A 25572-nucleotide genomic window follows, 5' to 3' on the forward strand; every position below is an offset into this window, starting at 1 on the left:
CACGAACGCCGGGCGCCTCAGGGCGTCTTGGGCGTGCTGCCGCCGGCGCTCTGACCCGCGGTCGTACCGGTGGTGGTGCCCTGGTTCGTCCCCGCGTTGGTACCCGCGGTCGTACCGGTGGTGGTGCCCTGGTTCGTCCCCGCGTTGGTGCCCGCGGTCGTGCCCTGGTCCGTACCGGCCGTCGTGCCCTGGTCCGTCCCGGCCGTCGTGCCCGTCGTCGTGCCCTCGTCCGTCCCGGCCGTCGTGCCCTCGTCCGTACCGGCCGTCGTCCCCTGGTCGGTGCCCGAGGTCGTGCCCTGGTTCGTGCCGGACGTCGTGCCCTGGTTGGTGCCCGGCGACGGCGAGCGCTTCTTGGTGTGCTTGGGCGACGGCGTGTACGGCGGCGGGTAGTCGCCGCCGGTCGTCGACGTCTGGTCCTGGCCGCGGCTGGCCTGGTCGTCGGGGCTCGGCGAGGTCTTCGACTCGTCGGACGGCGACGGGGAGTGGGAGATCGCCGGCTTCTTCGGCGTCTGACCGCCGTCCTTCTTGTTCGCCGCGTTGATCGCGAACGCCACGCCCGCCGCGATCGCGATGATCGCGAACACCACGAACAGGACGACCTTGCCCCGGCCGCTGGAGCGGCGGCCGTTGCCGTTGTAGCCGCCGTTGTTGTAGCCGCCCGAGCCGTAACCCCCGTCGTACCCGCCGTCGTCCGGGTTCATCGGCGGCAGGATCGGACCGCGGAACTGCGAGGTCTCCCCGTGCACGGGGTGGCCCATGGCGGAGGTCGGCGCGGTCATGCCCATGGCGGGGGCGCGGGCGCCCTCGTGCATGAGCTCGACCGGACCGGTGTTCCAGGTGCCGGTGTGGCTGCCCTGCGCCTGGAGCATCTGCAATCCGTACTGGACCAGGCCGCGCATCTCCTCGGCGGACTGGAAACGGTCGTCCGGGTCCTTGGCGAGAGAACGCATGACGAGCCCGTCGAGTTCCGGCGGCGCCACATCGGCTACGTGCGACGGCGGAACCGGGGTGTCCTGGACGTGCTGGTACACCACTGACAACGGTGTCTCGCCGGTGAAGGGCGGGCGCAGCGCGAGCAGTTCGTACAGCAGGCAGCCCGTCGCGTACAGGTCCGAGCGGTGGTCGACGGCCTTGCCGAGCGCCTGCTCCGGCGAGAGGTACTGCGGCGTGCCCATGACCATGCCGGTCTGCGTCATCGTCGACTGCGCGCCGTGCAGGGCGCGCGCGATGCCGAAGTCCATCACCTTGACGGCGCCGGTGTGCGTGATGATCACGTTGGCGGGCTTGATGTCGCGGTGCACGATGCCGTGCTGGTGCGAATACGCCAGCGCCTCAAGGACGCCGGAGACGATGATCAGCGCCTGCTCCACCGGCGGCGCGTCCGCCTGGACCAGCAGGTCACGGATGGTGCGGCCCTCGACCAGCTCCATCACGATGTAGGGGACGGTCTGGCCGCCCACCGTGTCCTCGCCCGAGTCGTACACCGCCACCACCGCATGGTGGTTGAGCCCGGCCACCGACTGCGCCTCGCGCGTGAAGCGGGCCTTGGAGACCGGGTCCTCGGCGAGATCGGGACGGAGCAGCTTCACCGCGACGGTACGGCCCAGACGTACGTCCTCGGCCGCGAAGACCTCCGCCATGCCGCCCCGGCCGAGCCGGTGCGTCATCCGGTAGCGGCCGTCACCGACGAGTCCGCCGACCCACGACTCGTGGTCCTGCGCATCGGGCATCCCGGCGCCGTTTCCCTCGGGTTCGGGTGCCATCAGTCCTCGCCGTCGTGTCTGGCCGCGTCAGCGGTGGTTCCTTACGGTCTTACGGTTGTGCAGTAGTGCACGCTACAGCGTTCGTACAAGCCGCCGGTTCGGGATGGACCGGCCATCCAATCGGTTCCGCGTGTACCCATGCAAATTCCATGCGATTCCTGTAACGCTTACGAGACGCTTCTTGCGCGTACGGTCACGGAACGGGCACCCGGCTTGACGTGTCAGGCCCCTCCGGCAGACTTGGCCTGAAAAATTCGAGGATCATCACTGGCCGTCGCGCCACGGGGGGATGCACAGTCATGAGCCAGGACGGCGCACAGGGCCGCTATGCGGGCGGCTCCATCGCGGGCGGGCGCTACCAGCTGCGCGACCTCCTCGGCGAAGGCGGCATGGCCTCCGTCTACCTGGCGTACGACGCCGCGCTTGACCGCCAGGTGGCCATCAAGACCCTGCACACCGAACTCGGCCGGGAACAGTCGTTCCGCGAGCGCTTCCGCCGCGAGGCCCAGGCCGTCGCCAAGCTCCAGCACACCAACATCGTCTCGGTCTTCGACACCGGTGAGGACGAGCTGGGCGGCGCGATGATGCCGTACATCGTCATGGAGTACGTGGAGGGCCAGCCGCTCGGCTCGGTGCTGCACACCGACATCCAGCAGTACGGCGCGATGCCCGCCGACAAGGCCCTCAAGATGACCGCCGACGTACTGGCGGCCCTTGAGGTCAGCCACGAGATGGGCCTGGTCCACCGCGACATCAAGCCCGGCAACGTGATGGTGACCAAGCGTGGTGTGGTCAAGGTCATGGACTTCGGCATCGCGCGCGCCATGCAGTCCGGCGTCACCTCGATGACCCAGACCGGCATGGTCGTCGGCACCCCGCAGTACCTCTCGCCCGAGCAGGCGCTGGGCCGTGGCGTGGATGCCCGCTCCGACCTGTACTCGGTCGGCATCATGCTCTTCCAGCTGCTCACCGGCCGCATCCCGTTCGACGCCGACTCGCCGCTGGCCATCGCGTACGCACACGTCCAGGAGGAGCCGGTCGCGCCCTCCTCGGTCAACCGCTCCATCCCGCCGGCCGTGGACGCGCTGGTGGCCCGCGCGCTGAAGAAGAACCCGAACGAGCGCTTCCCGAGCGCCGCCGCGATGCGCGACGAGATCGCCCGTATCTCCGCCAGCGGCCAGACCGGCGCGGCCCCGGTGATCACCGGCGGCGGCCCGGTCTCCAGCGGCCAGGGCGTCGGCTCGACGGTCTTCCCGCCGCTGGACTCCTCGGCCCAGCAGGGCTACCAGGGCAGCGTCCAGACCCCGTACCAGGCGAGCCCGTACGGCCCGCCGACGCCGGCCCCCACGCCCCACCCGCAGCCCTCGTACGGCTACCCGCAGCAGCAGATGCAGCCGCAGGCACCGATGCCCGCGCAGCACACCCCGCCGCCGTACACGATCTCCCCGAGCGCCCCGGCCGGTGGTTCTTCTTCGAAGAAGAACACCCCCGTCATCGTGGGCGCGATCGCGGTGGCGGTCCTCGCGGTCGGCGGCCTGGTCACGGCGCTGACGCTGAACAACGGCGGCGACTCGGACTCCGGCGGCGACAAGAAGGCCTCCAGCGAGAACGTCGCGGGCCACAAGGGCCCCGAGCGCAGCCGCACGCTGGACACGACCAAGTGCACGAGCCCTTCGAAGTCCGCCCTCGACCCGTCGAAGGTCCAGGCGCCCGACTTCAGCTACAAGGACATCCTTTCGGTTAAGTCGTGCATCCAGGCGGCGGGCTGGAAGGTCAACACCGAGACCGTGGACAACGGCCAGTGGGGCCAGGACGTCGTGGTGACGCAGTTCCCGGCGTCGGGCGTCGATGTCGACCCCAAGACGGCACAGTTCACGCTGACGCTGTCGTCGGGCAACCCGCCGCAGCAGTAGGGGGCGCGGGCTCGGGGCACCCGGGTGACGCGCCCGGGATGCCCGTTTTGTCGAGTCATGTGACGCTGACTCCATGGCTTCAGGGCTCCGGACACGGCTCCGGGCGCGGCTCCGGACACTCGGCGTGGGCGCCGCGCTGGCGGTCCTGCTGGTCGTGACCCCGCCCGGCACACCCGCGTACGCCGCCGGGGACCCGGCGCCGCCCGCCGCCCCCTCCCCCCTGGACCAGCGTCTCGCGGGCAACCGGGCCGGGGAGGGCCGGGCCAGGCCGGGACGCCCGCCGCAGACCCTCCCGTACGTACCGGACGAGTCGGCGCAGCCGATCGCCGACGCGTTCCTGTCGCCTACACCGCCGCCCCCGAGCGCCGAGCCGGCGGTGGCCAGCAAGAGCCAGCCGTCCCGTCTGTCCACCACGTCGGACCTACGGGTCCACGTCCTGTCGATGGGGGCGGGCCTGACCCTGACGGGCCTGGGCCTGGGTTTCCTGGCCCTGCGCCTACGCCGACCCTGACGCACATTTCCCTCCCCTCCAATGGGTGGATCACCCCTCTCCGGGGGCACAACGTGATGTGAGGCACGTGTGCGAGAGAATGGGCGGCATGGAGATGCCGAGGAACGAACAGTCGCCGGACAGCCCCCACATCCTGGTAGTCGGACAGGACGGCATGGCCATCGGCGGCGGTGACGACGAGTCGCGCGAGGTCCCGGTGACGGAGATGGTCGAACAGCCGGCGAAGGTCATGCGCATCGGCAGCATGATCAAGCAACTTCTGGAAGAAGTACGCGCGGCTCCTCTGGACGAGGCGAGCCGCGTACGCCTGAAGGACATCCACGCCTCCTCGGTCAAGGAGCTTGAGGACGGCCTGGCCCCGGAGCTGGTCGAGGAGCTGGAGCGCCTCTCGCTCCCCTTCACGGACGAGGCGATCCCCTCCGAAGCGGAACTGCGCATCGCCCAGGCCCAGTTGGTGGGCTGGCTGGAAGGCCTCTTCCACGGCATCCAGACGGCCCTGTTCGCCCAGCAGATGGCAGCCCGGGCCCAACTGGAACAAATGCGCCGAGCCCTCCCGCCCGGCACCTCTCACGACGACGAGGACGGGCCGGGGCTGCGGTCGGGGCCGTACTTGTAGGAGTGCGGCGGGGCTGCCGCGCGCCCTGATGGGCCGGGGGCGGCCCCACGCCACCTGCGCAGGCGGGGTGCCCCTCAGGGCGCGGGGAATCGCACAGCCAGCCACACACAGCCCGCAGACGAGCTGGCGGGGCGCAGCTCCATGAGGGCCCGAGGACAGCGGCCCCCACCAGCCCGCCCACCCGTGGGGGCCGAGCCCCAGCAGCCCACCTACCCGAGCAGGGGCCGAGGCCCAACCTCGCGGGGTCCGGGGCGCAGCCCGATGCGGGGTGCAGGGGCCGCAGGCCCCGCCAGGGGTGCAGGGGGCGGAGCCCCCGCCCAGCCGCCCGGGGACGGAGTCCCCGGGAAACCCCCTTCCCCCACCCACCCCCGGAGGCCACGCGGCGTAGCCGCACATGTCTCAGCGGGAAGGGGCGGGGAGGGGCTCAAACCACCAGCAAAACCTTCCCCACGTGCTCCCCCGCCTCCAGCACCCGATGCCCCTCCGCCGCGGAGCTCATCCCCAACGCCCGGTCCACAACCGGCCGCACCCGCCCCGCAGCAACCAGCGGCCACACATGCTCCCGGACCGCCGCCACGATCGCCGCCTTCTCCACCGCCGGGCGCCCCCGCAGGGTCGTCGCCGTCACCGCCGCCCGCTTCGCCATCAGCGCCCCGAGGTTGAGCTCACCCTTCACCCCGCCCTGCATCCCGATGACGGCCAACCGCCCGTTGACCGCCAACGCCCGTACGTTCCGGTCGAGATACTTCGCGCCCATGATGTCGAGGACGACGTCCGCCCCCGCCCCGTCCGTCGCCTTGCGGAGCTCCTCCACGAAGTCCTGCTCGCGGTAGTCGATCAGCACGTCCGCGCCCAGTTCCGCGCACCGCGCCAGCTTCGCGGGCCCGCCCGCCGTGACGGCGACCCGCGCCCCGACCGCCTTGGCCAGCTGGATCGCCATCGTGCCGATCCCGCTCGCACCCCCGTGCACCAACAGCGTCTCGCCGGGCCTCAGATGGGAAACCATGAACACGTTGGACCACACCGTCGAGACGGCCTCCGGCAGCGACGCCGCGACCGTCAGCTCCACCCCTTCCGGCACCGGCAGCAACTGCCCCACCGGCACCGCCACCTTCTCCGCGTACCCGCCACCGCTGAGCAGCGCGCACACCTCGTCGCCCACGGACCACCCGGACACCCCGGTCCCCAGTGCGACGATCCGCCCGGAGCACTCAAGGCCCGGATACGGCGAGGCCCCCGGCGGCGGCTCATAGTGCCCCTGCCGCTGCAGCACATCCGCACGGTTGACGGCCGCCGCCGCCACCTCGACGAGGACCTCGCCCTCGCCCGCCACCGGATCGGGCACCTCGGCCCAGACCAGCGCTTCGGGACCACCCGGCTCAGGAATCGTGATCGCATGCATGCGGCCGACGCTACTCCGCCGCGCCCTCCGAGGCCGCCCCGCCCGCCCGTACGATCGTGATCAGCCGGTCCGTCAGCTGGAGCGGGCTGGCCCGTGCGTCGTCGTACGCCAGCAGCCGGTGTCCGCGCAGCACACTGACCGTGAGGTCCTCGGTCTCCCGGACCCCCCGCCCCACCTCGCTCTTCTTCACCGGCCGTTCGACGAGGTCGAGCCCGCTGCCCTGCTGGATCAGGTCCTCCATCACCGTTCCGGCGCTCGGGCTGAGCACGGACAGCCCGAGCAGCCGCCCGGCCGCGCTCGCGCTGGTGATCACCGCATCCGCCCCGGACTGCCGCAGCAGCGGCGCGTTCTCCTCCTCCCGCACCGCCGCGACGATCTTCGCCCCCCGGTTGAGCTGGCGTGCCGTCAGCGTGACCAGCACCGCCGTGTCGTCGCGCTGGGTGGCGATCACGATCTGACGGGCCTTCTGCACCTCGGCGCGGAGCAGCACATCACTGCGCGTCGCGTCCCCGACGACCCCGACGAACCCCTCCGCGTTGGCGGTCTCGACCACCTGCGCGCTCGGGTCGACGACCACGACCTGCTCCTTCTTCAGTCCGGTCGCACACAGCGTCTGGATCGCCGAACGGCCCTTCGTCCCGAAGCCGACAACGACGGTGTGGTCTCGCAAGTTCGCCTTCCAGCGGTTGAGCCGCCACTCCTCCCGGGTCCGCTCCGTGAGGACCTCGAGAGTCGTACCGACCAGGATGATCAGAAAGAGCACGCGCAGCGGTGTCACCAGCAGGATGTTGGTGAGCCTGGCACTGTCGCTGTACGGAACGATGTCGCCGTAACCCGTCGTGGAGAGCGTGACGGTGGCGTAGTAGGCGGCGTCCAGCAGGTCAACGCCGCCGTCGGCGTTGTCGTGGTAGCCGGCACGGTCGATCCACACGATGAACGTGGTCAGCACCAGCACGCTGAGCGCCATCAGGATCCGCTTGCCGACCTGACGCAGAGGCCGGTCGACCACCCGGCGCGGCAGTTTCACCCGCCGGGTGACCAGATTCTCGCCCGCCTGCCGGGCGATCGCGTCTTGGCCGGGCAGTTTCACGTGAAACACCGTTCAGTGGTGCAGGAGTTGGGGAGCAGGGCGGGATGTTTCACGTGAAACACCGTTCGGGAGTGCAGGAGTTGCGGAGCCGGGCGAGAGAAGCGGGGTGTTTCACGTGAAACACCCTTCGCCCGCCGCCAGTTGCCCCCACGGCAGGTCCAGGACCTCGACCTCCTGACGGGCCCGCGCCCCGCCGGGCGGTACGACCGCCAGCCCGTCCGCCGCCGCGATCCCACGAAGCATCGCCGGGCCGTTGTAGTGCAGCGGCACGATCCGGTCGGCCCGGTGCACCACGGGCACGAGCCGGGTGTCGTACGGATGCCCGTGGACTTCGTCGCGCAGCGCGGCGGTGTACGGGCCGGTGGACGCGGCACCGCCCGCGCGCCCCGCGAGCTCCCGCAACAGGGGTTCGGCGAGCGTGAGCAGCGCCGAGACGGCCGCGAGCGGGTTGCCCGGCAGGCCCACCAGGTGCTTCCCGGCGGCGATGCGGGCCAGCAGCATCGGATGCCCGGGGCGGACGGCGACCCCGTCCACCAGCAGCTCGGCCCCCATCGCCCGCAGCACGGGGTGCACATGGTCGACGGGCCCGGCCGCCGTCCCGCCGGTCGTCATCACCAGGTCGGCCTCCGACCCGGTGACGGCCGCGAGCAGTATGTCGGCGTCGTCCTTGAGCCGCCGCGTGGCGACGACGTCCGCGCCGAGCATGCGCAGCCAGGGCCCCAGCATCGGGCCGAGCGCGTCCCGGATCAGCCCATCGTGCGGCAGCCCCTCGGCCAGCAGTTCGTCGCCGAGGACGAAGATCTCGACGCGGGGCCGTGGCACGGTGCTCAGTCCGTCGTACCCGGCGGCCGCCGCCAGCCCCAGGACCGCCGGGGTGACCAGCGTGGACGCGGGCAGCAGCTGGTCGCCGGAGCGGCACTCCTGCCCGCGCGGACGGATGTCCTGCCCGGTGACGACCTCCCGCTCCGCGTGGAGCAGCGCCTTGGCCGCGTCCGTGCGGGCGTGCTCGCTGCGGATGACGGCGGTCGCCTCGGCGGGGATGCGCGCGCCGGTGGCGATCCGTACGGCCTCGCCGTCCACGAGGGGCGCGGGTGCGGCGTGCCCGGCGAGGATCCCGTCGGCCGCGCCCCGGATCCGCCAGGGCCCGGGGCCCGCGACGACCCAGCCGTCCATGGCGGAGGTGTCGAAGGACGGCAGATCGGTGAGGGCCGCGAGGGGGGCGGCCAGGGTCTCGCCGAGGGCCTCGGCCAGCGGCACCCGATGGCTGCGGCGGGGAGCCGCGCGCCCGGCCGCGACGGCGGTGTCCCTGGCCTCATGCCAGGGCGCGGCGCGGTGGCGGGGGCGGGGACGGGACCCCGGTGCGGGGCCGGGGGCGGGGACGGGGACGGGAGCATTCACCAGGGCCAGCGCCTCCTCCACCCCGTCGTCGACGGGTGATACGGACGGCTCGGCGCCGGTCACGGGTTGAGCTCGTCCTTCTCGGCGGCCCACCGGTTGGCGAGGGCGGCGGCCTTGCGGGCCGCCTCGGCGACATCGGCGCCCTCCCCGCCCGCCTTGGCGGCCGCGTAGCCGACCAGGAAGGTCGTGAGCGGCGCGGCGGGCCGGGCCACGCCGTGGGCGGCGTCTCTGGCCAGGTCGAGCAGCACGCCGGTGTCGACGTCCAGGTCGATGCCGAGTTCGTCCTTGACTGCGGTGATCCATTCGTCCAGCACGTACCCATGCTCCCTGATCCGGGCCCGGGCCGCCGCGATGTCCTCCCAGGTGTCGCAGTCGAACGAGGCGAGGGGCTGGGGGGCGGGAAGGCGGGCGAGGTCGAGTTTCCGGGTCAGCAGCCGCAGGGGAAGCCCGCCGAGGCCCCCGTGCTCGGCTGCGAGGAGGGCGAGCTCACGGCGGAGCGGCTCGGCCCGGTAGACGGCGACCAGCGGCTGCGCCCGCCCGCTCTCGTCGACGCACAGGACGCCTTCGCGCCCGCCCGTGGCGAGCGCGTCCAGGAGGCCCGTGACGGTGGGTTCGCCCAGGAAGGGAAGGTCGGCGGAGAGCGCGAGCACCGAGGGGGCGGTGGTCAGCCGCAGTCCGGCGTCGAGCGCCGCGAGGGGCCCGCCGCCGGCCGGCTCCTCCCGCGTCCACACCACGGGCCGCGCCGTGGTCCGGCGCCCCCCGACCACCACGGTGACCCCGGCCCCGGCGCAGGCGCCGAGCACACGGTCGAGCAGCGCCCTGCCCCCCACCCGCACCCCGGGCTTGTCCGCCCCGCCGAGCCGCCGCGCGGCCCCTCCGGCGAGCACGATGGCGTCATAGGGGGTCGTCATCCCAGCAGTATGGGGCGCCCGGGATACGAGGGGCATCGCCCGGGGTACGAGGGGCACCCCGGGGTACGAGGGGCACCCCTGGGTACGAGGGAAAGCCCGCCCGGGCACACGGGGTAGCGGAGCCCGCTACCCCTGCCCGGCTACGGCCCTCGCTGCCCCCGCGCGGCTACAGCGACCGCAGCAGCACCGCCGGCTGCTCCACGCAGTCCGCCACGTACCGCAGGAATCCGCCCGCCGTACCGCCGTCGCACACCCGGTGGTCGAACGTCAGCGACAGCTGGACGACCTGACGCACCGCCAGCTCGCCCTGGTGCACCCACGGCTTGGCCATGATCCGGCCCACTCCGAGCATGGCCGCCTCGGGGTGGTTGATGATCGGCGTGGATCCGTCCACCCCGAACACCCCGTAGTTGTTCAGCGTGAAGGTGCCCCCGGTCAGGTCGCCGGGTGTCAGCGTCCCCGCCCGGGCCGCCTCGGTCAGCCGCGCGAACTCCTCGCTCAGCGACGCCGCGCTGCGCGCCTGCGCGTCCCGGACGACCGGCACGACCAGGCCCCGCTCGGTCTGGGCGGCGAAGCCCAGGTGCACCGCCGGCAGCCGCACGATCTCCCGCGCCGCCGTGTCCACTGTCGAGTTGAGCTCGGGATACCGGTCGAGGGCAGCCGTGCAGATCCGGGCCAGCAGGGCCAGTACGGAGATCTTCGGGCCGCCCACCGCGTTCATCGCGGCCCGCGCCGCCATGAGTTCGGTGGCGTCCGCGTCGACCCAGCACGTCGCGTCCGGGATCTCGGTCCGGCTGCGCGCCAGCTTGTCGGCGACCGCGCCCCGTATCCCGCGCAGCGGTATGCGCGTCCCGTCGGTGGCGGAACCGGCCGCCACCGGTACGGGCCGGGCCGTCGTCCCTGCCGGTTCGGCCTCCACCCGAAGCGCCGACTCCACGTCGCAGCGCAGGATCAGACCCTCCGGCCCGGAACCGGTCAGCTCGCGCAGGTCCACTCCGTTCTCGCGGGCCAGCTTCCGTACGAGGGGCGAGATGACCGCCACGGGGCCACCGGCCGCCGGAGCGGCGACGGGCGCGTGGCCCGGCGCGGCATCCGCCGGGGGCCCGGACGGCGTCACCGGCACGGCGGCGGGCGGTGCGCCCACCGGCGCCGGGCGCACCCGGCGCCGCCGTCGCACGGCCTCGCCCGTCCCGTAGCCGACCAGCACATTGCCGGAGTACTCCGACGACTCGGCCTCGGCGGCCTCGGGCGCGCCGACGGCGACGGTCAGCAGGGGCGCGCCGACGGGCAGTTCCGTGCCCTCCTCGCCGAACCGCGCCGTCACCACGCCCCCGTAGGGGCACGGCACCTCCACCATCGCCTTGGCGGTCTCGACCTCGACCACCGGCTGGTCGATCGCCACGACGTCGCCCACCGCCACCAGCCAGCGCACGATCTCCGCCTCGGTGAGGCCCTCGCCGAGGTCCGGCAGCTTGAATTCCAGGACCTTGGGCATCAGCTCCCCGCCTCCCACTGCAGCCGCGCCACCGCGTCCAGGACCCGGTCCACGCCCGGCAGGTGGTGCTTCTCCAGCATCGGCGGCGGGTACGGGATGTCGAACCCGGCGACGCGCAGCACCGGCGCCTCCAGGTGGTGGAAGCAGCGCTCGGTGACCCGGGCCGCTATCTCGCCGCCGGGGCCGCCGAAGCCGGTCGACTCGTGGACGACGACCGCCCGGCCCGTACGCCGCACCGAGGCGCACACCGTCTCGTCGTCGAAGGGCACGAGGGAGCGCAGGTCGACGACTTCCAGGTCCCAGCCCTCGGCCGTGGCCGCCTCGGCCGCCTCCAGGCAGACCGGGACGGAGGGCCCGTAGGTGATCAGCGTGGCGCTGCGGCCGGGGCGGCGGACCACCGCCTTGCCGATCGGCGCCACCTCGGTGGGCGCGTCCGGCGACCACTCGGCCTTCGACCAGTAGAGCCGCTTGGGCTCCAGGAAGACGACCGGGTCGTCGGAGGCGATGGCCGCGCGCAGCAGCCCGTACGCGTCCTCGACGGTGGCGGGCGTCACCACGTGCAGCCCCGGGGTCGCCATGTAGTACGCCTCGGAGGAGTCGCTGTGGTGCTCGACGCCGCCGATCCCGCCCCCGTACGGCACCCGGACCACCAGCGGCATGCCCATGGAGCCGCCCGTGCGGTTGCGCATCTTGGAGACATGGCTGATCAGCTGCTCGAACGCCGGGTAGGCGAACGCGTCGAACTGCATCTCCACCACGGGCCGCAGCCCGTACATCGCCATGCCGACCGCCGTGCCGAGGATCCCGGCCTCGGCGAGCGGGGTGTCGGTGCAGCGGTCCTCGCCGAACTCCTTGGCGAGCCCGTCGGTGATCCGGAAGACCCCGCCGAGCGTGCCCACGTCCTCTCCGAGGACATGGACCGTGGGGTCCTCGGCCATCGCGTCGCGCATGGCGCGCTGCAGCGCCTGCGCCATGGTGGCGGGCTTCGCCGCGACCGTGGTCATCGCTCCCCCTCGTCCTCGTTCTCGTGCGCCGCCAGCTCGGCCCGCAACTGGGCCTCCTGTTCGCGCAGCTGGGCCGTCTTCTCGGCGTAGACGTGCGCGAAGAGGTCCATGGGGTCGAGCTCCGCGTCCGCGTTCATCCGTTCGCGCAGCTCGGCGGCCATCGTCTCCGCGGCCTCGGCCGCGGCCTTCTTCGCGCTGTCGTCGAGGAATCCGCGGCTGGTCAGCTCGGCCTCCAGGAGCTGGATCGGGTCGTGGTCGCGCCACGCCGCCACCTCGGCGTCCACCCGGTAGCGGGTGGCGTCGTCGGCGTTGGTGTGTGCCTCGATCCGGTACGTCACGGCCTCGATCAGCGTGGGGCCCCCGCCACGGCGGGCGCGCGCGACGGCGTCGGCCAGCACTTCGTGGACCGCCGCCGCGTCGTTGCCGTCGACCAGCCGGCCCGGCATCCCGTACCCGACGGCCTTGTGTGCGAGGGAGGGGGCCGCGGTCTGCTTGGCCAGCGGCACCGAGATCGCGAAGCCGTTGTTCTGCACGAAGAAGACGACCGGGGCCTGCCAGACGGCCGCGAAGTTCAGCGCCTCGTGGAAGTCGCCCTCGCTGGTGCCGCCGTCGCCGACCATGGCGAGCGCCACCACGTCGTCGCCCTTGAGCCGGGCGGCGTGCGCCAGGCCCACCGCGTGCGGGAGCTGGGTGGCGAGCGGGGTGCACAGGGGGGCGATGCGGTGCTCGTGCGGGTCGTATCCGGTGTGCCAGTCGCCGCGCAGCAGGGTAAGGGCCTGTACGGGGTCGAGTCCGCGGGCTACGGCGGCGAGGGTGTCCCGGTAGCTGGGGAAGAGCCAGTCCTGCTCCTGGAGCACCAGCGCGGCCGCGACCTCGCAGGCCTCCTGGCCGGTGGAGGACGGGTAGACCGCGAGGCGGCCCTGCTTGGTGAGGGCGGTGGCCTGCGCGTTGTACCGCCGGCCGCGGATCAGCTCCGCGTACAGCCGCAGCATCAGGGCGCGGTCGAGCGGGGCGTCCGTGCCGAGCACGCGGTACGGCTCGGGGTCCGGGAGCAGCGGGGCGGGGTCGGTGCGGGGCCTCCAGGCAGGGGGAGGGGTGGGCCGGTAGGCGGCGGCACCGGCACCGGGCAGCTCTTGGACCGTCATGACGAAGCACCTCCTCGTGGGAGCGGGAAGGAGGCACGACAGTGTGATGCGCCTCACCTACCGATTGTTCGGTCGAGAGCGCATTTTGGCTACAGGCACCGCGAGCCTGTGGACAAACGGTTCTGCACAGCCTGGGATAGAGACAGGTCGTCCATGCTAGGGAGGCGGGGGGACATGGCAGCTGAACAAATGGCCGACGAGGGTCAGGGCATCCAGGGCACGGCGGCGCGGCCGCTGGACGCCGTCGACCGCGACATCCTGCGCATGCTCCAGACCGACGGGCGCGCGTCGATACGCTCCGTGGCCGAGCGTGTGCACGTGTCCCGCGCCAACGCCTACGCCCGGATCAACCGTCTGCTCGACGACGGGGTGATCCGCGGCTTCACCGCGCGCGTGGATCACGAGAGGGCGGGCCAGGGCGCGTCCGCGTACATCACGCTCAAGATCGTGCAGAACTCGTGGCGCACGGTCCGCGAACAGCTCCAGGCGCTGCCGGGCGCCGCGCACATCGCCCTGGTCAGCGGCGACTTCGACGTGCTGCTGCTTGTGCACTCGCCGGACAACCGGGCGCTGCGCGAGCTGGTCCTGACCAAGCTCCAGTCGATCCCCGAGGTGCTGTCCACACGGACCCTGCTGGTCTTCGAGGAGACCGACCTGGACCCGGGACCCGGCACGCCGTAGGCGGGTGCGGCGTCAGGCGCCGTACTTCTTTCAGATGCAGTACTTCTTGAGGAAGGCCAGCACAGTGGACCAGTTCTTGGCGTCGTCCAGCAGCGCGACGCCGTGCTCGTACACGCCCTTGGGCTCGTGGAGCCGGTTCCCGGGCGCCTTGGTGCTGGCTCTGCTCAGCTGGACGGCCGCGTCGCCGAAGGGGCTGTCCTCGGCGCCCGCCATGTAGAGCACGGGCGAGGTCAGCTTGGGCGCCGCGGCCAGGGCGTCGTCCGGGCCGTACTCGGTCGGCCCGGAGAGCCAGACGACGGCGTCGGGCCTCGGCTCCAGCACCGTGGCCGCCCTCACGACGGCGGTGCCGCCCTTGGACGCGCCCATCAGGATCAGCTTCCAGGCGCCCTTGGCGCGCAGATGGGCGGCCGCCCCGTCGACCTCGGCGACGTCGTCGCCGGCGGAGTTGACGGCGAGCGCCTGGAAGCCCTCCTTGCCCAGCTCCAGGGCCCTGTCCTTCCACTGGCAGACGTTCCCGTCCGCCTGGTGCGCGAGCACGATCCCCGTGTTGCCCCTGCCGGCGTAGAAACCGGCCGTCCCCGCGCCGCCGGTGCCCTTGAAGACGACGGATCCCGCCTTGGCCTGCCCGGGCGTCAGACAGCCGGAGCCGTCGCCCTTCTTGAGGGGCACGCGTGCGCTGCCGCTCTGCTTGGCGGAAGGTTTCTCCCGCTGTCGCCGCCCCCGTCGCAGCCGGACACCATCACTTCCACGAGCAGCGTGACTGCGCACAGGGACACGGCGGCAACACCGGCGCGCAGGGCATTCATGACCGTGGAGGGTGATCTGGATCCAGTGGGGAGTCCACGGCACGCGCGCGTCAGGGGTGGGTGCGCAGCCCGTCGAAGGCCAGGTGGACGATCGCCTCGGTGACCTGGGCGCGCTCCGCCTCCCCGTCGCGCTGCGGCCGGTACCACTCCACCAGGGAGTTGACCATGCCGAACAGCAGCCGGGTCGCCAGGCGTATGTCCATGTCAGAACGGAGGTCCCCGTCGGCCGCCGCGGCCTTGAGCAGGTCGGAGACGCGCTGGTCGAACTCCCGGCGGCGCTCCATCGCCCAGCGCTCGGTCTTGGTGTTGCCGCGTACGCGCAGCAGCAGCGTGACGTACGGCAGCTCCGCCATCAGCACTTCGACCGTACGTCGGGTGACGTACTCGACCCGCTCGATCGGCCGCCCGCGCGTGGCACCCGGCTCGTCCAGGACGGCGAACAGGCCGTCGATGGCGCGGCTGACGGCCCGTCGCAGCAGCTCTTCCTTGCCCGACACATGGTGGTAGATCGACGACTTGGAGATACCGGCTGCCTTGGACAGGTGCTCCATGGACGTGCCGTCGTAGCCGCGCTCGTTGAAGACCCGCACGGCGACCGTGAGCAGGGTCTCCGGGGTGTACGTGTCCCGTTTGGCGGTGGTCATGAGGCGGTCTCCTCGCCGTTGCTGTACGACTGCCGGTAGAGGGCGAGCGAGGGCGCGTACCGCCCGGTGGGGCAGCGCTCGTGCATCGCCGACAGCAGGTCGTACGCCCAGTCCCGGCCGAGCCTGCGACTCCACTCGACGGGTCCGAGCGGGTAGTTGACGCCCAGGCGCATCGCGGTGTCGACGTCCTCGGCCGTGGCCACGCCCCGGGCGACCGCGTCGGCGGCGAGGTCCGCGAGCATCGCGACGGTACGGGCGACGATCATGCCGGGCACGTCCCCGATGACGCTGACCTCCTTGCCGAGCTTCTGGAAGAGGCCCACGGCCTCGCTCACCGCGCGCGTGGAGGTGTCCTCGCTCGCCGAGAGCGCGATACGGGTGGCGCCCCGGTAGTCGAGGGCGAGGTCGAAGTAGACGACATCCGCGTACTCGACGGAGGTGCGCCCGTCGGCCGGGACGAGCTGGCCGTCGCCCGGCAGCCCGATGTAGGGGCCGCCCGACTCGACCGTCTTCACCTCGATGCCGGCCTCGCGCATCATCGCGACGAGCTCGGCAGCGGGGCCGAGGTCACCGACGACCGTGACGGCCTCGGGCGCGTCGGCGGGCTCGGCGGTGTGCGGCTCGGGCCGCACCGCGCCGTCCCCGTACGCGTACCAGCCGCGTCCGCTCTTGCGGCCGTGCAGGCCCGATTCGACCAGCCTGCGCTGGGCCAGCGACGGGGTGAACTTGGGGCTCTGGAAGAAGGACTCCCACACCGAGCGGGTCACGGCCTCGTTGACGTCCTGGCCGATGAGGTCGGTCAGCTCGAAGGGACCCATGGCGAAGCCGCCGCTCTCACGCAGCACGGCGTCGATGGTGGCGGGGTCGGCGCCGCGCTCCTCGTACACGGAGAAGGCCTCCGCGTAGAAGGGCCTGGCGATGCGGTTGACCAGGAAGCCCGGGGTGTCGGCGCACCGCACCGGGGTCTTGCCCCAGGCCTTCGCCGTCTCGTACGCGCGCGTGGCGGCCGCCTCCTCGGTCGCGAAGCCGGAGACGACCTCGACGAGGGGGAGCAGCGGCGCCGGGTTGAAGAAGTGCAGCCCGACGAAGCGGCCCGGGTGGCGCAGGGGGCCCGCGACGGCCGTGACGGACAGGGAGGAGGTGTTGGTGGCGAGCAGGCAGTCCTCGGCGACGATCTCCTCGATCGCCGTGAACAGCTCCTGCTTGACATCGAGTTGCTCAAGGACCGCCTCGACGACCAGCGCGGCGTCCGCGAGCTCGGCCAGCTCCTCGGCCGGGTGCAGCCGGGCGAGTGCCGCGTCACGCTCGGCCGATGCGATCCGGCCTTTCTCGACGAGCCGCTCCAGGCGGGCCGCGATGGCCGCCGCGGCCTCGCGCGCCCGGCCGGGGACGGCGTCGTACAGCCGCACGGGGTGCCCGGCCACCAGGGCCACCTGGGCGATGCCCTGTCCCATGGTCCCGGTGCCGACGACGGCGACGGCACGGTCCGGCCCGACGGCGGTGCTCTGTTCGATGGCGGTCATGACGCGATCCTCCCCGATGAGTTGTCCACAGGTTCGACGGACCCCCTTGTCCCGACCGATCGTTCGGTTACTCTAACTCTGTCCGCCCGTCCCTGCCCAGCTCGACGAGGAGTGGGTCCGTATGGCCGCCCAGCTCAGCCCCCAGCAGCTCACCGAGACCCACCGGGCCACGCTCGACCAGGCCCTGGAAGCGATCCGCACGCGTGCGTACTGGTCGCCCCACCCCGAGCACCCCAAGGCGTACGAGAACGACGGCAAGGCCGCCTTCGACGCCCTGCTCGGCACCCGCATCGACCTGGACCAGCCCGGCACCGACGACTGGACGGGCGCGGAAGTCTCCCCGTACGGGACAGAGTTGGGCATCACCTACCCGCACCCCGACCTGGAGGTGCTGCTGCCCGCGATGAAGGCCGGCATGGCCGCCTGGCGCGAGGCCGGGCCCGAGACGCGCGCCCTGGTGTGCCTGGAGATCATCTCCCGCATCTCCGCCCGCACCCCGGAGCTGGCGCACGCGGTCATGCACACCAGCGGCCAGGCCTTCATGATGGCGTTCCAGGCGGGCGGCCCGCACGCCCAGGACCGCGGCCTCGAAGCGGTGGCGTACGCGTACCAGGAGCAGACCCGCACCCCCTCGGACACGGCGCACTGGTCCAAGCCGCAGGGCAAGCGCGACCCGCTGGAGCTCAGCAAGACCTTCGTCCCCACCGCGCGCGGCATCGCGCTGATGATCGGCTGCAACACCTTCCCGACGTGGAACGGCTACCCGGGCCTGTTCGCCTCGCTGGCCACCGGCAACCCGGTCCTGGTCAAGCCGCACCCGCGCGCGGTGCTGCCGCTCGCCCTGACCGTCCAGATCGCCCGTGCGGTCCTGTCGGAGGCGGGCTTCGACCCGAACCTGGTGGCGCTGGCCGCCGAGCGGCCCGGTGAGGGCATCGCCAAGACGCTGGCCGTCCGCCCCGAAATCAAGATCATCGACTACACGGGGTCGACTGCCTTCGGCGACTGGCTGGAGGCCAACGCCCGCCAGGCACAGGTCTACACCGAGAAGGCCGGCGTCAACACGGTCGTCGTGGACTCCACCGACGACTACAAGGGCATGCTCTCCAACCTGGCCTTCTCGCTGTCCCTCTACAGCGGCCAGATGTGCACCACCCCGCAGAACCTGCTGATCCCCCGCGACGGCATCAGCACGGACGCGGGAGCCAAGTCCTACGACGAGGTGGTGGCCGACCTCGCCGCCTCGGTCGGCGGCCTGCTCGGCGACGACGCGCGCGCCAACGCGATCCTGGGCGCGCTGGTCAACCCCGACGTGAAGACCCGTCTGGAGGCCGCTTCCGGCCTCGGCGAAGTCGCCCTGCCCTCACGGGAGATCGCCAACCCCGACTTCCCGGACGCGGTGGTGCGCACCCCCGTGATCGTCAAGCTGGACGGCGCCAAGCCGGACGCGGAGGCGGCGTACCTCTCGGAGTGCTTCGGCCCGGTCTCGTTCGCCGTGGCGGTCGACTCCACGGCCGGCGCGGTGGAGCTGCTGCGCCGCACGGTCCGCGACAAGGGCGCCATGACGGTCGGCGCGTACACGACGTCGCAGGAGGTGGAGCGTGCCATCGAGGACGTCTGCCTGGAGGAGTCCGCCCAGCTCTCCCTGAACCTGACCGGCGGGGTCTACGTCAACCAGACGGCCGCGTTCTCCGACTTCCACGGCTCGGGCGGCAACCCGGCCGCGAACGCGGCCCTGTGCGACGGCGCGTTCGTGGCCAACCGCTTCCGGGTGGTGGAGATCCGCCGCCAGGCCTGACGCGCGCGCACCTGCGCCCGCACCGGACCCGGCCGCTTCAGAGCGCCGGGTCCGGGATCGCGGCGTAGCGCTGCACCCAGGCGTGCATCGCGATCGCGGCCGCCGCGCCCGCGTTGATCGACCGGGTCGAGCCGAACTGGGCGATCGAGCACACCGCCGAGGCGTGCTCACGCGCCTGCTCGGTGAGCCCCGGCCCCTCCTGCCCGAACAGCAGCACACACCGCCGGGGCAGCACGGTGCGCTCCAGCGGCACGGCGCCCGGCAGATTGTCGATCCCGATGATCGGCAGCCCCTCGGCGGCCGCCCACGCCGTCAGCGACTCGGTGTCCGGGTGGTGGCGTACATGCTGGTAGCGGTCGGTGACCATCGCGCCGCGCCGGTTCCAGCGCCGCCGCCCCACGATGTGGATCTCCTTAGCCAGGAAGGCGTTGGCAGTCCGTACGACGGAGCCGATGTTGAAGTCGTGGCCCCAGTTCTCCACCGCCACATGGAAGTCATGGCGGCGGGTGTCCAGGTCCGCGACGATCGCCTCGCGCGTCCAGTAGCGGTAGGCGTCGACGACATTGCGCCGGTCGCCGTGCGCGAGCAGCTCCGGGTCGTACCGCTCCCCCTGGGGCCAGGGCAGCGGGTGCGGCCCGACGCCGACCTCGGGCGCGTAGCCGTCGTCGTACTGAAGCGGCTCCTCGGCCGGGGCCTCGGCAGAAGGGGAAGGGCGGGGACTGTTCTCGCTGCTCACGCCACGAGCGTACGGGGCCGCTGCTCCTCTTCCGTACGCCGCTGCGGGGCCACCCGCGCCGCCAGCCGCTCGCGCAGCCGCCCGACACGACCGCCCAGCCACCGCAGGAAGCCGGTGGGCAGGAACACCGCGTCGGCCGCGATCATCGCGAGCGAGAAGAACGGCAGCCCGAGCAGCAGGGCGATGCCCGCGTGCTCCATCATCATCGCCACCAGCAGGACGTTCTTGACCCGCCGATTGAAGAGCGTGAACGGGAACGCCACCTGGACGGCGACCGTTCCATAGGTGAGCAGCATGACGATCAGGCCGCTGCCGCCGAGGATGTCCGAGAGGGCGGGCCAGGGCGAGAAGTAGTCCAGGTGCAGCGGGTAGTAGAGCGCGGTGCCGTCCTGCCACCGCGAACCCTGGATCTTGTACCAGCCGGCGGTCGCGTAGATCAGACAGACCTCGGCCATGATCACGACCATGGTGGCGTTGTGCGCGAGGTTGGCGACGACATCGAGCAGGGCGCGCGGGTCACCCTGGGCGTACCGGCCGGCCGCCCACCACAGCGCCTGCACCACCCACAGGCCCCAGAGGGTCAGCAGCCAGCCCCCGCCGGCGTCGCCGAGCAGTGTGACGGCGACGAGGGCGGCCCCGAGGACGGCCCACAGCACGGGCCCTATCCGGTCCGGCACCGGCTCGCCGGACTCGGCGGCGCGGGCGGCGGCCCGCTCGCGGCGCCGCGCGTCCAGCGACCAGACCTGGCCGCAGCGGGTGAGCACCAGATAGATCGCCATCAGGTGGATGACGTTGTCACCGCCGTCCCCCATGAAGACGGACCGATTCTGCAGCGACAGGACACCCACCATGAACAGCACGGACATCGTGCGGGTGCGCCAGCCGAGCATCAGCAGCGCGCTGGAGAGCACAGCGACGGCGTACACGACCTCGAACCAGAGCGTGCTGTCCGTCCACAGCAGCGCCGTGAAGGCGTGGTTGCCGGAGACGAGCCGCTGGGCCATGTCCCAGCTCCACGGGCCCTCGGGGCCGTACAGCTCACGGCGGTGCGGCAGCTCGCGCAGCAGGAAGAGCAGCCACGTCGCGGAGAAGCCGATACGGACGACAGCGCTCTGGTACGGCCCGAGCGCGGCGCCCGTGACCCGGCGCAGGGCCTGGGCGGGCTTGGACTCGGGGGGGAGGTGGGGGGCGGACGCGTGGGAGGGGTGGGGCGTGGGGGTGGTGTGGGGCGTAAGGGTGGCGTGGGCTGTCTGAAGTGATTGGTGCTCAAGGGACGCGTGCCAGCCCTGAGACTCAGGGGACGTAGTCGGCGCATGAGTCTGCTCGCCGGTCACCCCGCTCGTCGCGCCCTTCACCGATCCGCTCACCGGCCCGTTCACCGCCGCTTCACTCTTCGACTCGCTCATCGGCCGGCCTCCGTCCGCGCGTCGGCGGAACCGGCGCCGGCCGGGAGGTCGGCGGGGGTCACGGTCCACCAGGGAACGACCCGGTAGTACGGCCGGGTGTCGATCTTCTCGTCGCTCCACCGCGGAGCCTTCACGGACGTCGTCACGGACCTGACCTGTACACGCTCGACGGTCCCGCCGTCGCGCTGCGCGCCGAGGCGGAGCATCACGATCCGGTGGATGTAGCGGTCGGAGAGCTCGCCGCGCAGGCCGTTGGGCTTGTTGTCGTCGGTGTGGGAGTTGATGAAGAACTCCCAGCCCCGGCGCAGCTCGTTCTGCTGGGTGTGGCTCGGCAGCGGGTTGCCGCGGATGCCGGAACCGTCCCCGGCCGACAGGTCGATCCAGCCGGTCGTCCTGCGGTTCCCGTCCGCCATCCGGATCTCGGCACGTGCCTGTACCGCGATGTTCTGCTGGAGTGGATTGGGAGCGAAGAGCTTCCAGTTCTGTTCGAACTCGGGATAGATCCAGTCGTCGACGACCTTGCCGTGCTGCTTGGTGACCGTGTTGGACGGCGCGACGTGCAGGAACACCATGGCGATGTGGACGACCCCCACGACGGCGACGACGGCCAGCGCGAGCGCGGCCGCCACCTGGTACGGGAGCGAGAGCCCGGCGATACCGCGCCCGGGGACACCGGGAGCGGCGGGCTCGGGAGCCGTGGGAGCTGCGGAGGCGGGAGCGGGCGCGCCGGGCGCGTGGGCGGGCCCGTCCGAGGCGCCGGACGCGGAGGCGGGTGTGTCCGAGGCGCCGGGCGCGGTCACGTCTTCGCTGTTCGGAGCGGGTGCGGCAGCGCCAGGGGCGGCCTGCGGGCCGCCGTCGGCGGCATCGGATCCGGGCCGCCGGGCCCGCTCCTCCCCGTCCGGCACGTCCTTCTCGTCGTACGAATCCATCCCGCCCCGATCCCGGTTGGCTCCACTGGGTTATCCACAGGGTTGACACCCTACGGGCCGCCGACTCACCATTGAAGTCAATGAACCGAACGATCGGTCGGGAGCGAGTGGCCCGGCGGACGGCCCGGAATCGACAGCTCGGCAGGGGGCTCGGATGACGGCAGTGACCGCGGAGACCGGCACCAACAAGCACGGCTCACCAGCGGCGGAAGAGAAGGACGCGTCGGCATACGCGGCGGCGTTCGACGCCGCCGTGGCCGCCGACGAGCGCATCGAGCCGCGCGACTGGATGCCCGATGCCTACCGGGCCTCGCTGGTCCGCCAGATAGCGCAGCACGCCCACTCCGAGATCATCGGAATGCAGCCCGAGTCCAACTGGATCACCCGCGCACCCTCACTGCGCCGCAAGGCGATCCTCATGGCGAAGGTGCAGGACGAGGCGGGCCACGGGCTGTACTTGTACAGCGCGGCGGAAACCCTCGGCGTGAGCCGCGACGAGCTGCTCGACAAGCTCCACTCGGGCCGCCAGAAGTACTCGTCGATCTTCAACTACCCCACCCTGACCTGGGCCGACGTCGGCGCCATCGGCTGGCTCGTGGACGGCGCCGCCATCACCAACCAGGTCCCCCTCTGCCGCTGCTCCTACGGGCCGTACGCACGGGCGATGGTCCGCGTCTGCAAGGAGGAGTCCTTCCACCAGCGCCAGGGCTACGAGCTGCTCCTCGCCCTCTCCCAGGGCACCCCGGAGCAGCACGCGATGGCGCAGGACGCGGTGGACCGCTGGTGGTGGCCCTCCCTGATGATGTTCGGCCCGCCCGACGACGAGTCGTCCCACTCGGCGCAGTCCATGGCCTGGAAGATCAAGCGGCACTCGAACGACGAACTGCGCCAGCGCTTCGTCGACATCTGCGTCCCCCAGGCCGAGGCGCTCGGCCTCACCCTCCCCGACCCCGGCCTGCGGTGGAACGAGGAGCGGGGACACCACGACTTCGGGGCGATCGACTGGACCGAGTTCTGGGACGTCCTCAAGGGCAACGGGCCCTGCAACGAACAAAGGATCACCCAGCGGCGCCGCGCCCACGAAGAAGGCGCCTGGGTCCGCGAAGCGGCAGCCGCGTACGCGGCCAAGCAGCACAAGAACGGGGAGGCAACGGCATGACCACACACGACTGGCCGCTGTGGGAGGTGTTCGTGCGCTCGCGCCGCGGACTGTCCCACACCCACGCCGGAAGCCTGCACGCCCCGGACGCGCAGATGGCGCTGCGCAACGCGCGCGACCTGTACACCCGACGGTCCGAAGGCGTCTCCATCTGGGTGGTGCCCTCCACCGCCGTCACCGCCTCCTCCCCCGACGAGAAGGACTCCTTCTTCGAACCGGCCGGCGACAAGCCCTACCGCCACCCGACCTTCTACGAGATCCCGGAAGGGGTGAAGCACCTGTGACGACCCCGACCCCGCAGAAGACGGCGGACACGCCGGCAGCCACGGCCGCGCTGGCCCTCGGCGACGACGCGCTGGTGCTCTCGCACCGGCTGGGGGAGTGGGCGGGACACGCCCCCGTCCTCGAAGAGGAAGTGGCCCTCGCCAACATCGCACTCGACCTGCTCGGCCAGGCCCGCATCCTGCTCTCCCTCGCGGGCGACGAGGACGAACTGGCCTATCTGCGCGAGGAGCGGGCCTTCCGCAACCTCCAGCTCGTCGAGCAGCCCAACGGCGACTTCGCCCACACCATCGCCCGCCAGCTCTACTTCTCGACCTACCAGAAACTGCTCTACGGACAGCTCGCGGCAGGCGACAGCGAACTCGCCGGACTCGCCGCCAAGGCGGTCAAGGAAGTCACCTACCACCAGGACCACGCCGAACAGTGGACCCTGCGCCTGGGCGACGGCACCGAAGAGAGCCACCAGCGGATGCAGCGCGCGTGCGAGGCGCTGTGGCGGTTCACCGGCGAGATGTTCCAGCCCGTCGACGGCGTCGACATCGACTGGCAGGAGACCGAGCGGACCTGGCTGACGTCCGTCACCTCCGTGCTGCAGCAGGCCACCCTCACCGTCCCCGAAGGCCCCAGGACCGGCGCCTGGGCCGCCGGAGCCGGCCGCCAGGGCCTGCACACCGAGCCCTTCGGGCGGATGCTCGCCGAGATGCAGCACCTGCACCGCAGCCACCCGGGGGCGACATGGTGACCGGCACGGCCGCGGCCACGGCCGACATGACACCGCTGGAACAGGAACTGGCCCGGCTCGCCGGATCGGTCCCCGACCCCGAGCTGCCCGTGCTCACCCTGGAAGAACTCGGCGTGCTGCGCGGAGTCCACCTGGAGAGCCCCGGCAGGGTCACCGTCCAGCTGACCCCCACATACACCGGCTGCCCCGCCGTAGAAGCGATGACCGCCGACATCGAACAGGTACTGCACGAGAACGGGATCCCGGACGTCTCGGTCGTCCGGGTACTCTCCCCCGCCTGGTCGACCGACGACATCAGCGCCGAAGGCCGCCGCAAACTGGCGGAGTTCGGGATAGCGCCGCCCCGGCCCCACACCGCCGAGGGACCCGTCGCCCTCACCCTCTCCGTGCGCTGCCCCCACTGCGGCTCCACCGACACCGAGCTGCTGAGCCGGTTCTCCTCCACGGCGTGCAAGGCCCTGCGCCGCTGCGTGGCCTGCCGCGAACCGTTCGACCACTTCAAGGAGTTGTAGATGTTCCATCCACTCCGGGTGAGCGAGGTCGAACAGCTCACGGACGACTCGGTGACCGTCACCTTCGACGTGCCACCGGACCTGCGCGAGGCCTACCGGCACCGCCCCGGCCAGCACCTCGCACTGCGCCGCACGGTGCAGGGCCAGGAGATCCGCCGCACGTACTCGATCTGCGCACCCGCCGTCGAACAGCCGGACACACCCGTCCTGCGCGTCGGCATCCGCCTCGTCGAAGGCGGCGAGTTCTCCACGTACGCCTTCAAGGAACTCACCGTCGGCGACGTCGTCGACGTCATGGAGCCGATGGGCCGCTTCATCCTGGAGCCCCGCGCCGGATACTTCGTGGCCGTCGTCGGCGGCAGCGGCATCACCCCGGTGCTGTCGATCGCCACGACCCTGCTGGAGCGGGAGCCCGCAGCCCGCTTCTGCCTCATACGCAGCGACCGCACGGTGTCGTCCACCATGTTCCTGGAGGAGACGGCCGACCTGAAGGACCGCTTCCCCGACCGGTTCCATCTGGTCACCGCGCTCTCCCGGGAGGAGCAGCAGTCCGGGCTCCCCTCCGGACGGCTCGACCAGGAACGGCTGACGGCCCTCCTGCCCGCGCTGCTCCCCGTGGAAGAGGTCGACGGCTGGTACCTGTGCGGACCGTTCGGCCTGGTCCAGGGAGCCGAGCGGGCCCTGCGCGAACTGGGCGTCGCACGCGGCCGCATCCACGAGGAGATCTTCCACGTCGACGAAGCCCCCGTGAAGAGCACCGCGGCGGCCTCGGCCCCGGCGCACGCCACACTGACCGCGACGCTCCACGGCCGCTCCGGCACCTGGCCGGTCCAGGACGGCGAGAAGCTCCTGGACACGGTGCTGCGAGCCCGCTCCGACGCCCCGTACGCCTGCAAGGGCGGGGTCTGCGGCACCTGCCGTGCGTTCCTGGTCTCGGGCGAGGTGCGAATGGACCGCAACTTCGCCCTGGAGGAAGACGAGACCGAGGCGGGCTACGTACTGGCCTGCCAGTCCCACCCGGCGACGAAGGAAGTGGAGCTGGACTTCGATCGGTGAGGTGGAGTGGGCGGGGCGGGGGCGGGGAGGGGGAGGGAGGGGGAGGGGGAAGC

24 protein-coding genes are annotated in these 25572 nt (G+C 72.0%); 10 read left to right on the forward strand and 14 right to left on the reverse strand.

The annotated features are described in order from the left end of the window. Positions 1 to 17: 17 nt before the first annotated feature. A complete protein-coding gene (locus tag ACFWA7_RS08155; protein WP_385821650.1) occupies positions 18 to 1763 on the reverse strand; it encodes a protein kinase in 1746 nt (581 codons plus the stop codon). Positions 1764 to 2062: 299 nt separating this feature from the next. Here ACFWA7_RS08155 and ACFWA7_RS08160 point away from each other — a divergent pair, with 299 nt between their 5' ends. The 3 genes from ACFWA7_RS08160 to ACFWA7_RS08170 all read left to right on the forward strand — a co-directional run bounded on the left by ACFWA7_RS08160 (position 2063) and on the right by ACFWA7_RS08170 (position 4803). Continuing rightward, entirely contained in the window at positions 2063 to 3676 is a 1614-nt protein-coding gene (locus tag ACFWA7_RS08160; protein WP_385821652.1) for a protein kinase, read from the forward strand. 73 nt (positions 3677 to 3749) lie between these two features. Continuing rightward, positions 3750 to 4187, forward strand: coding sequence for a hypothetical protein (locus ACFWA7_RS08165; RefSeq protein WP_385550142.1), 438 nt, complete (start codon positions 3750 to 3752; stop codon positions 4185 to 4187). A gap of 88 nt (positions 4188 to 4275) precedes the next feature. Continuing rightward, a complete protein-coding gene (locus ACFWA7_RS08170; protein WP_385550144.1) occupies positions 4276 to 4803 on the forward strand; it encodes a bacterial proteasome activator family protein in 528 nt (175 codons plus the stop codon). A 424-nt stretch (positions 4804 to 5227) separates the two neighbouring features. Here the strand turns inward: ACFWA7_RS08170 and ACFWA7_RS08175 are convergent, their stop codons facing one another. The 7 genes from ACFWA7_RS08175 to pdhA all read right to left on the reverse strand — a co-directional run bounded on the left by ACFWA7_RS08175 (position 5228) and on the right by pdhA (position 13248). Further along, positions 5228 to 6205, reverse strand: a complete 978-nt coding sequence (locus tag ACFWA7_RS08175; RefSeq protein WP_385821654.1) for an NAD(P)H-quinone oxidoreductase — start codon at positions 6203 to 6205, stop codon at positions 5228 to 5230. 10 nt (positions 6206 to 6215) lie between these two features. Continuing rightward, a complete protein-coding gene (locus tag ACFWA7_RS08180; RefSeq protein ID WP_385821656.1) occupies positions 6216 to 7295 on the reverse strand; it encodes a potassium channel family protein in 1080 nt (359 codons plus the stop codon). 111 nt (positions 7296 to 7406) lie between these two features. Then, positions 7407 to 8786: a molybdopterin molybdotransferase MoeA gene (locus ACFWA7_RS08185; protein WP_385821658.1), complete on the reverse strand. Its 1380-nt coding sequence runs from the start codon at positions 8784 to 8786 to the stop codon at positions 7407 to 7409. Next, positions 8753 to 9604 (reverse strand): DUF6457 domain-containing protein, encoded by an 852-nt coding sequence (locus tag ACFWA7_RS08190; protein ID WP_385821660.1) that lies wholly within the window; start codon positions 9602 to 9604, stop codon positions 8753 to 8755. The genes ACFWA7_RS08185 and ACFWA7_RS08190 overlap by 34 nt, the downstream gene beginning before the upstream one ends. 166 nt (positions 9605 to 9770) lie before the next feature. Next, complete coding sequence (locus ACFWA7_RS08195) at positions 9771 to 11099, reverse strand: dihydrolipoamide acetyltransferase family protein (protein WP_385821661.1); 1329 nt, start codon at positions 11097 to 11099, stop codon at positions 9771 to 9773. Further along, positions 11099 to 12103, reverse strand: a complete 1005-nt coding sequence (locus ACFWA7_RS08200) for an alpha-ketoacid dehydrogenase subunit beta (RefSeq protein WP_385541714.1) — start codon at positions 12101 to 12103, stop codon at positions 11099 to 11101. Before ACFWA7_RS08200 ends, ACFWA7_RS08195 begins: the two co-directional genes overlap by 1 nt. Next, positions 12100 to 13248, reverse strand: coding sequence for a pyruvate dehydrogenase (acetyl-transferring) E1 component subunit alpha (pdhA, locus tag ACFWA7_RS08205; protein WP_385541716.1), 1149 nt, complete (start codon positions 13246 to 13248; stop codon positions 12100 to 12102). Before pdhA ends, ACFWA7_RS08200 begins: the two co-directional genes overlap by 4 nt. A 174-nt stretch (positions 13249 to 13422) precedes the next feature. Here pdhA and ACFWA7_RS08210 point away from each other — a divergent pair, with 174 nt between their 5' ends. Continuing rightward, positions 13423 to 13929 (forward strand): Lrp/AsnC family transcriptional regulator, encoded by a 507-nt coding sequence (locus ACFWA7_RS08210; RefSeq protein WP_371653640.1) that lies wholly within the window; start codon positions 13423 to 13425, stop codon positions 13927 to 13929. A gap of 30 nt (positions 13930 to 13959) precedes the next feature. Here the strand turns inward: ACFWA7_RS08210 and ACFWA7_RS08215 are convergent, their stop codons facing one another. The 3 genes from ACFWA7_RS08215 to ACFWA7_RS08225 form a co-directional block, all read right to left on the reverse strand. Next, complete coding sequence (locus ACFWA7_RS08215; RefSeq protein WP_385821664.1) at positions 13960 to 14598, reverse strand: alpha/beta hydrolase family protein; 639 nt, start codon at positions 14596 to 14598, stop codon at positions 13960 to 13962. A 187-nt stretch (positions 14599 to 14785) separates the two neighbouring features. Next, positions 14786 to 15379, reverse strand: a complete 594-nt coding sequence (locus ACFWA7_RS08220; protein ID WP_371653641.1) for a TetR/AcrR family transcriptional regulator — start codon at positions 15377 to 15379, stop codon at positions 14786 to 14788. Further along, positions 15376 to 16902, reverse strand: a complete 1527-nt coding sequence (locus ACFWA7_RS08225; protein WP_385821666.1) for a 3-hydroxyacyl-CoA dehydrogenase — start codon at positions 16900 to 16902, stop codon at positions 15376 to 15378. Before ACFWA7_RS08225 ends, ACFWA7_RS08220 begins: the two co-directional genes overlap by 4 nt. A 121-nt stretch (positions 16903 to 17023) precedes the next feature. On the opposite strand from ACFWA7_RS08225, the gene paaN reads away from it, so the two are divergent. Next, positions 17024 to 18697 carry a phenylacetic acid degradation protein PaaN gene (paaN, locus tag ACFWA7_RS08230; protein ID WP_385821668.1) on the forward strand — a complete coding sequence of 558 codons (1674 nt, stop codon included), beginning with the start codon at positions 17024 to 17026 and terminating at the stop codon, positions 18695 to 18697. Positions 18698 to 18734: 37 nt separating this feature from the next. On the opposite strand, the gene ACFWA7_RS08235 is transcribed toward paaN, so the two are convergent. Genes ACFWA7_RS08235 through ACFWA7_RS08245 form a run of 3 tightly spaced genes read right to left on the reverse strand, consistent with a single transcriptional unit; the run spans position 18735 to position 21768 of the window. After that, positions 18735 to 19433: a TrmH family RNA methyltransferase gene (locus ACFWA7_RS08235; protein WP_385541723.1), complete on the reverse strand. Its 699-nt coding sequence runs from the start codon at positions 19431 to 19433 to the stop codon at positions 18735 to 18737. Beyond that, positions 19430 to 20839: an HTTM domain-containing protein gene (locus ACFWA7_RS08240; RefSeq protein WP_385821670.1), complete on the reverse strand. Its 1410-nt coding sequence runs from the start codon at positions 20837 to 20839 to the stop codon at positions 19430 to 19432. The genes ACFWA7_RS08235 and ACFWA7_RS08240 overlap by 4 nt, the downstream gene beginning before the upstream one ends. Further along, positions 20836 to 21768, reverse strand: coding sequence for a DUF5819 family protein (locus ACFWA7_RS08245; RefSeq protein ID WP_385821672.1), 933 nt, complete (start codon positions 21766 to 21768; stop codon positions 20836 to 20838). The genes ACFWA7_RS08240 and ACFWA7_RS08245 overlap by 4 nt, the downstream gene beginning before the upstream one ends. A 154-nt stretch (positions 21769 to 21922) precedes the next feature. On the opposite strand from ACFWA7_RS08245, the gene paaA reads away from it, so the two are divergent. Genes paaA through ACFWA7_RS08270 form a run of 5 tightly spaced genes read left to right on the forward strand, consistent with a single transcriptional unit; the run spans position 21923 to position 25519 of the window. Next, positions 21923 to 22927: a 1,2-phenylacetyl-CoA epoxidase subunit PaaA gene (gene paaA / locus ACFWA7_RS08250; protein ID WP_385821674.1), complete on the forward strand. Its 1005-nt coding sequence runs from the start codon at positions 21923 to 21925 to the stop codon at positions 22925 to 22927. Next, on the forward strand, positions 22924 to 23211 hold the full coding sequence (gene paaB / locus ACFWA7_RS08255) for a 1,2-phenylacetyl-CoA epoxidase subunit PaaB (protein ID WP_361375961.1): 288 nt from the start codon (positions 22924 to 22926) through the stop codon (positions 23209 to 23211). The genes paaA and paaB overlap by 4 nt, the downstream gene beginning before the upstream one ends. Continuing rightward, complete coding sequence (gene paaC, locus ACFWA7_RS08260; RefSeq protein ID WP_385821676.1) at positions 23208 to 23951, forward strand: 1,2-phenylacetyl-CoA epoxidase subunit PaaC; 744 nt, start codon at positions 23208 to 23210, stop codon at positions 23949 to 23951. The genes paaB and paaC overlap by 4 nt, the downstream gene beginning before the upstream one ends. Further along, positions 23945 to 24463, forward strand: coding sequence for a 1,2-phenylacetyl-CoA epoxidase subunit PaaD (paaD, locus tag ACFWA7_RS08265; protein WP_385821678.1), 519 nt, complete (start codon positions 23945 to 23947; stop codon positions 24461 to 24463). The genes paaC and paaD overlap by 7 nt, the downstream gene beginning before the upstream one ends. Then, positions 24464 to 25519: a 2Fe-2S iron-sulfur cluster-binding protein gene (locus ACFWA7_RS08270; RefSeq protein ID WP_385541736.1), complete on the forward strand. Its 1056-nt coding sequence runs from the start codon at positions 24464 to 24466 to the stop codon at positions 25517 to 25519. Positions 25520 to 25572: the final 53 nt, after the last annotated feature.

Origin of the sequence: Streptomyces sp. NPDC059994, assembly GCF_042737755.1 — a bacterium.
In the GTDB taxonomy this organism is placed as follows: domain Bacteria; phylum Actinomycetota; class Actinomycetes; order Streptomycetales; family Streptomycetaceae; genus Streptomyces.